Source organism: Rhizobium sp. SEMIA 4085 (assembly GCF_013004495.1).
GTDB classification, from domain to species: domain Bacteria; phylum Pseudomonadota; class Alphaproteobacteria; order Rhizobiales; family Rhizobiaceae; genus Rhizobium; species Rhizobium gallicum.
This window is the reverse complement of the sequence record NZ_JABEPH010000019.1, coordinates 24,490-31,005: the sequence shown is the minus strand read 5'-3', so window position 1 is coordinate 31,005 and position 6,516 is coordinate 24,490. Positions and strand designations below refer to the sequence as shown.

Annotated in this window: 3 protein-coding genes; all 3 read left to right on the top strand. The window is 60.0% G+C overall.

The features are described from left to right. On the top strand, positions 1-4,195 hold a 4,195-nt coding region (locus C9413_RS03900; protein ID WP_170250199.1), incomplete at its 5' end, for an SDR family NAD(P)-dependent oxidoreductase. 1 nt (position 4,196) lies between these two features. Continuing rightward, positions 4,197-5,612, top strand: coding sequence for an aminotransferase class I/II-fold pyridoxal phosphate-dependent enzyme (locus C9413_RS03895; RefSeq protein ID WP_170250198.1), 1,416 nt, complete (start codon positions 4,197-4,199; stop codon positions 5,610-5,612). Between the two features lie 14 nt (positions 5,613-5,626). Further along, positions 5,627-6,490 (top strand): SDR family NAD(P)-dependent oxidoreductase, encoded by an 864-nt coding sequence (locus C9413_RS03890; protein WP_063855992.1) that lies wholly within the window; start codon positions 5,627-5,629, stop codon positions 6,488-6,490. Positions 6,491-6,516: the final 26 nt, after the last annotated feature.

Sequence of the window (6,516 nt, the reverse complement as noted above, 5' to 3'; positions counted from 1 at the left end):
GGTCGATGCAGCGTTTCACGGTCTGGTGGCGCTTTTCGATCAGCTATCCGGCGATCAGGCAGGCGCGCCCTATATCCCTGTGCGCTTCGGCTCCGTTCGCGTCAGGCGTTCCGAACGGCCAGTCGTCAAGGCGACGATCGGGATCGAACGGTTCAGCCAGAATTCGATCAAGGTGCGTTTCCGGATGTTCGACGACGCGGGCACACAGGTTGCGGCATTCGACGATTGCCGCTTCCGCCGGACGTATCTGAGGCGTCACCACACGCTGGATTCCGTCGCCTTTCACTATGAGAGCGTCCCGTCCGCGTTTTTTGCCGCGACATCCGACATTCATGCGCTTCCGGTCATTGCCAGCGCCCCGGACGTTGCGCTGAATAACGCAACCCTTCTGCTCGACGCCGCCGTCTATCGCGCATGCCACGAGATCGCGCTTGCGCTCGCGGCAAGGGATGGTTCGATTACGATTGGCAGCCTTCCCGGCGATGCCGCATTCAGATCCTTCCTCTCCAGCTGCCTCTTCAGCCTTGAAGATGCGGGCATTGCCTCTTCCGATGATGGAAAATGGACCGTTGCGACTGAATTCACGCTGCCTCCGGTCCAAGAGGTTCTGCGAGAACTCTATGGTGAAGATGCCGGCCGCATCGCGGAAGCCGTCCTCATCAACGATGCGCATCGCGATGCTCTCGAGAAAATCGCAGCCCTCAAGCAGGGCAAGGACATTGCTTCTTCGAAGTCGGTCAGCGAAGCGACGCTGGAGCATGTTCTCGTCCATTCGCCCTTGAGCTTGCACCGCCTTTCCGTCGTAAGCGGCATGGTCGATGGTGTGCTGAAGGCGAAGAATGGCGGTATCCGTCGAATTCTGGAAGTTGGGTCGATCTCGGCCGCCTTCAGCCGCAAGCTTGCCCTGGCGGCAGCCGAACACGGCGCTTTGCTCGTCATTGCCGACCCGCGTGAAAATATCCGGCGTACGCTGGAACTCGCTTTCGAAGACAGCGCGCATGTCATTGTCGCAGACCCCGATAAGCTCGGCGATCAGGCCGCGGCCGATCTGGTTGTCGTTGCGGGGGATCAGAGCCAGCAGTATCTTTCCAGCGACGAGGCGCTCCAGGCTGTCGTGCGCAAGGCAGCTGCTCACGGTGCGACGCTCGTCCTTGCCGATCGTGCGCCTTCCGCTTTCAACGACTTCGTATTCGGCCTGTCGGACGTCTGGTTTGCAGGCAGCCAGTCTCCGGAATTTCCGATCGGAAAGCTCGGAACCGCCCGTCAGATTGAGGATCTTGCGCATTCGCTCGGATTTGCGGACGCAAAGGTCGACGAAGCCGAGTATCCGGAAGGCAGGCTCGTTTCGCTGATCGCGCAGCCTAAGGCGGTCAACGAAAAACCCCTGGCCGCCGAAGCCGTTAATGGCCCGCTATTTGTGATCGGCGAAGGCTCAAGCCACGCCTCGGACTTCGGGGGGCTAGCAACAATATCCGTTGCGGCGGACGAGCCGAAGCCGGCTTATGCTGAAGCGTTCTCCAAATTTGCGGGCCAGCCGGTGCGTGCGGTCTATTATGCCCAGCGCGCATCGAAGCAAGACCCATCGAAGCTGTCACAGGATCGGCTCGTCGCATTTGCATCTTTTGCCGAAGCGCTTGCCGCCTACATGCAGTCCGGCGAGGCTGCCGCAAACAGCCGTCCGCAGCTTCTTCTCATCGCGCCCGGCGGCTCGCCGCTTTCCGGTGATGGAACCGACGGCCCAAACTCAGGGCTTTGGGCCTTTGCCCGCGTCCTGCAGAACGAGTATGAATTCCTGGACGTCCACATGCTCGATGCGGAACCCGGCGATAGGCGTATTTCCGGCATCGTGAATTCGATCTTCGCATCACATGGGGCAAACCGCGAATGGATGCTCGACGAGGCAACCGGCGAGGTCCGTGAACTTCGCGCTGTTACCGGGCCTTCAGCGTCCTCTGCCCGGATGACCGGCGGTTATGCCGCTGCCACGATCCGCCAGCATTCGGCCGGACGCCTCGACAGTGTTGCCTGGGAAGCTTGTGACGTACCGTCTGTTGCCGACGGTGAGATCGTCGTTGCCGTCGAGGCAACGGGTCTCAACTTCCGCGATGTCATGTGGGCCATGGGCCTGCTCCCCGAAGAAGCACTGGAGGACGGCTTTGCTGGCGCCACGATCGGCATGGAGTTTGCCGGACGTGTTGTCGAAACGGGCATGGGCGTCAGTGATCTGAGGCGTGGCGACAAGGTGATGGGCATCGGCCCGGCCGCCTTCTCCACGCATGTGAGGGTTCGCCAGGATGGTGTCACCAGGCTACCCGAACGGATGGATACGGTCGCCGCAGCAACCGTGCCGGTCGCGTTCCTCACGGCCTATTATGCCATGGTCGAGCTCGGCCGCATTCAGCCCGGCGAGACGATCCTGATCCATGGTGCCGCAGGCGGTGTCGGCCTGGCTGCCCTGCAGATCGCAAAGCTGAAGGGCGCAACGGTCATTGCCACGGCGGGAACGCTTGAGAAGCGTCGCTTCCTGGAAACGCTCGGCGCCGATCATATCTTCGATTCGCGCTCGCTCGACTTCGTGACCGATATTCGCCGGATTACCGATGGTGCCGGTGTCGATCTCGTTCTCAATTCGCTCTTCTCCGAAGCCATGGAGCGCAGCCTCGAGCTCGTGAAGCCGTTCGGGCGCTTCCTTGAACTTGGAAAGCGCGACTATTATTCCGACCGCAAGATCGGGCTTCGGCCTTTCCGCCGCAATATCAGCTATTTCGGGATCGATGCCGACCAGCTGCTCGTCAATGTGCCGGAACTCACGAAGCGGATATTCACCGAAATCGGAGAGTTGTTCTCCGCCGGAAAGCTGGTGCCGATCCCTTATCGCGCTTTCGGTTATGACGAGATCAGCAGCGCATTCCGTCTCATGCAGAATGCCGGCCACATTGGCAAGATCGTCGTCCGTCCCCCGGTCATCGGCAAGGATAAAGTTCTTCCGGCACCCGGCAAGGCGCTTCACTTCGATTCCGATGGCATCTTCCTTGTGGCAGGAGGCATCGGCGGCTTCGGGCTTGCAACTGCAAACTGGTTGGTTTCGAAAGGCGCCCGGAAGATCGCGCTTTGTTCGCGCAAGGGCGTTGCCGACGACGAGACCCGCAAGGCGATCACCGAATGGACAAAGAAGGGCGTCACGGCAAGCGTGCATGCTTGCGACATTACCGAGGAGAAGGCGGTCGCCGCCCTGCTTGACGAATTGCGCACCAAGGCGCCGCTGAAGGGCATCGTCCATGCAGCCATGGTGCTTGACGATGCCCTGCTTTCGAACCTCACGGCAGAACGCAACCGGCCCGTCGTGAACGTCAAGGTCAAGGGCGCAGACATCCTTCACCGGCTGACGGCAGATGACGATCTCGATCTCTTCCTGCTGTTCTCGTCCGCGACGACGATGCTCGGCAATCCGGGCCAGGCGAACTATGTCGCAGCCAACGGCTACCTCGAAGGTCTGGCGCGCCAACGCCGCGCAGCCGGACTTGCCGGCCTGGCGGTAGGCTTCGGCGCGATTGCCGACAAGGGCTACCTGGCACGTAACGCCGAGGTGAACGAGGTGCTTTCGAAGCGCATCGGCAAGTCGGCTTTGAAAGCGGGCGATGCGCTGGAGCAGGTCGAGCGCTACATGCTTGCCGATCAGGGCCGCATCGAGGGTGCGACTGTCATGATCGCCGAGGTCGACTGGAGCGCGGCGCGCCTTCTACCAATTGCCGGAAAGTCGCTCTTCGAGACGATCATGCGCCAGGCAGGAAGCAACCAGGCGACCAATGACAACGAAACCATCGATCTTGAGGCGATGATCGCCGGCAAGTCTGCAGATGAAGCGCAGGCCCTTCTCCATAAGCTGGTCGCTGTCGAAATCGCAGCGATCCTGCGTATCACCGAAGATGGTATCACACCGGAAAAAGTGCTGAAGGATATCGGGCTCGACAGCCTGATGGCGATGGAACTCGGTATGAGCTTCCAACAGAAGACCGGCTTCGACATACCGCTGAGTGGTATCAGCGATGGCACGACCATCGGCGATGTTGTGGCTCGTCTTCGGGAGCGCGTGGCCAGCCGTAGTGGTGGAAACGAGGGAGCAGGCGAAGCCGAGCAGGTTGTCAGCCAGCTGATCCAGAGTCATTCTGGCACGGTTCAGAAAGCGGCAATGTGAAATGACGGATAATCCAGACGGGAAGGCGCAGGACCGGAAAACGGGACTGCTCGATCAGATGCGGCCCGCCAACGAGTCGTCCGGCAGAAACCGGGCAGCCCGGATGAACCGCCACCCCCAGCCGCCGGTTCGCCAGGTGACACGATTCGACGAACTGCCGGAATACCAGCGGGTGATGACCCAGAAAATCGGGGCGCAGATGGCTGGCATCGGCAACCCCTTCTACCGGTCTCATGACAAGGCGGCAGGTGCAACGACTGTTATGTCCGGCCGGGAGTTCACAAACTTTGCCTCTTATGACTACCTCGCAACCAATACCGACCCGCTCGTCAACCAGCGGGCAAAAGAGGCGATAGATCGCTTTGGCATTTCTGCGTCGGCAAGCCGGCTGGTTGCCGGAGAGCGGCCCGTGCATGTCGAACTTGAACATGCGCTTGCCAAAGTCTACGGCGTTGACGCTGCAGTCTGCTTCGTCAGCGGCTATCTGACCAATGTTGCTGCGATCAGCTGTCTGATGGGCCCGCAGGATCTCGTGATCCATGACGAGTTCATCCATAACAGCGCGCTTGCCGGGATCAAGCAATCGGGCGCGACGCGCCGTCTCTTCAAGCACAATGATGTCGAGAACCTCGAATCCGTTCTGAAGTCTCTGTCCTCCGACTTCCGGCGTATCCTGGTGATCGTCGAAGGCGTCTACTCGATGGATGGCGATATCGCCGACCTGCCGGCACTGGTCGAGCTGAGGTCGCGTTACGGCTTCTGGCTGATGGTCGATGAGGCGCACGCTCTCGGCGTGCTTGGACAAGCCGGCCGCGGCAGCTTCGAACATTACGGCATCGATCCACATGACGTCGACATCTGGATGGGAACGCTTTCAAAGACCACATCGAGTTGCGGCGGTTATATAGCCGGAAGCCAGGCTTTGGCGGACGTCTTGAAGGCGGAAGCCGGCGGGTTCGTCTATAGCGTCGGCCTGGCGCCGGTACTGGCGGCTGCGGCATTGACCGGCCTGGAAATATTGACGAAAGAGCCGGAGCGTACCGCCCGGTTGCGGCGCAACGGCGCGCTCTTCCTCAAGCTTGCGAAGGAAGCCGGTCTCGATACCGGCCTCGCGACGGGATATTCCGTTGTTCCGGTGATCGTTGGGGATTCCGTTCGCGCCGTGCAGCTTTCCAACGATCTTCTCGAAGAGGGCGTAAACGCGCTGCCGATCATCCATCCGGCAGTTCCAGAAGGTATGGCGCGGCTGCGTTTCTTTATCACCTGCAATCACACGGATGAGCAGATCAGCCATGCCGTCACTGTGACCGCAAAGCGGCTGAAAGATTTACAGGACCGCAATTTCGGCCTAGGTTCGATCGACTTCGAACAGGTAATGAAGCTCCTGCCGATGAACCAGATGGCGGGCAAGCCTTAAGGCAGGACGATGCAATGCATGTCATCGTAACCGGCGGTTCAAGCGGCATCGGATTAGCAGTCGCAAAGGCTTACGCCGCCAGAGGCGAGCGGGTTTCACTGATCGCACGTGATGCGGCACGCCTCGACCAGGCGGTTTTAGACGTCCAGGCTGTATCGAAAGGCGGAAGCACTTTTGCCGTTTCGGCTGATGTTTCCAAGCATGAGGACCTGGCATTTGCGGTCAAAGCCTGTGAAACGGCAAACGGCCCCTGCGATGTGCTGATCGCCTCTGCCGGCATTGTCGAGCCGGCCGCCTTCGATGCTCTTTCAGCTGCGGCCTTCGACCAGCAGATATCCACAAATCTCCTGGGCACCGCAAATGCCGCCCGTGCCGTCTATCACAGCATGAAGGCGAGAGGGCAGGGCACCATCATGGTGGTCTCGTCGGGTGCCGCATTGATTGGCCTTCACGGTTATGCGGCCTACTGCGCCTCTAAATCGGCCCTCAAAGGCTTTGCGGAAGCCATACAGGCGGAAGCCGTCGGAACGGGAATTCGCGTCTCCATCTGCTTTCCGCCGGACACGCTGACACCCCAGTATCAGCGTGAAATGACGATGCGGCCATGGCAGGCCGAGGTTCTGATGGGCAAGGTGAAGCCCTGGACGGCAGAAGCAATTGCACAGCGCATTATCGCCGGTATCGACCGAAAACGCTCGAAGATTCACTTCACGCCGTCCCTCATGGCGCTTGCCTATCTGGGGCCGTTCATCAAGCCGCTGCTTTCGCTCTGGTACCGATCTCGGTTGAAGCGTGGCGCAAGGGAAACGCATGCAAGGTCATCGACTGTGCATTTGAAGACAGGGATATCATCGGGCATTGACACGCCCAAGCTTTAATCGGATTTGGCATTTGTTGCCGGTAA

Bases quoted from the DNA above. Each gene is read 5' to 3' on its own strand.
- C9413_RS03890 (WP_063855992.1), top strand. From the start codon at position 5,627: ATGCATGTCATCGTAACCGGCGGTTCAAGCGGCATCGGATTAGCAGTC.
- C9413_RS03895 (WP_170250198.1), top strand. From the start codon at position 4,197: ATGACGGATAATCCAGACGGGAAGGCGCAGGACCGGAAAACGGGACTG.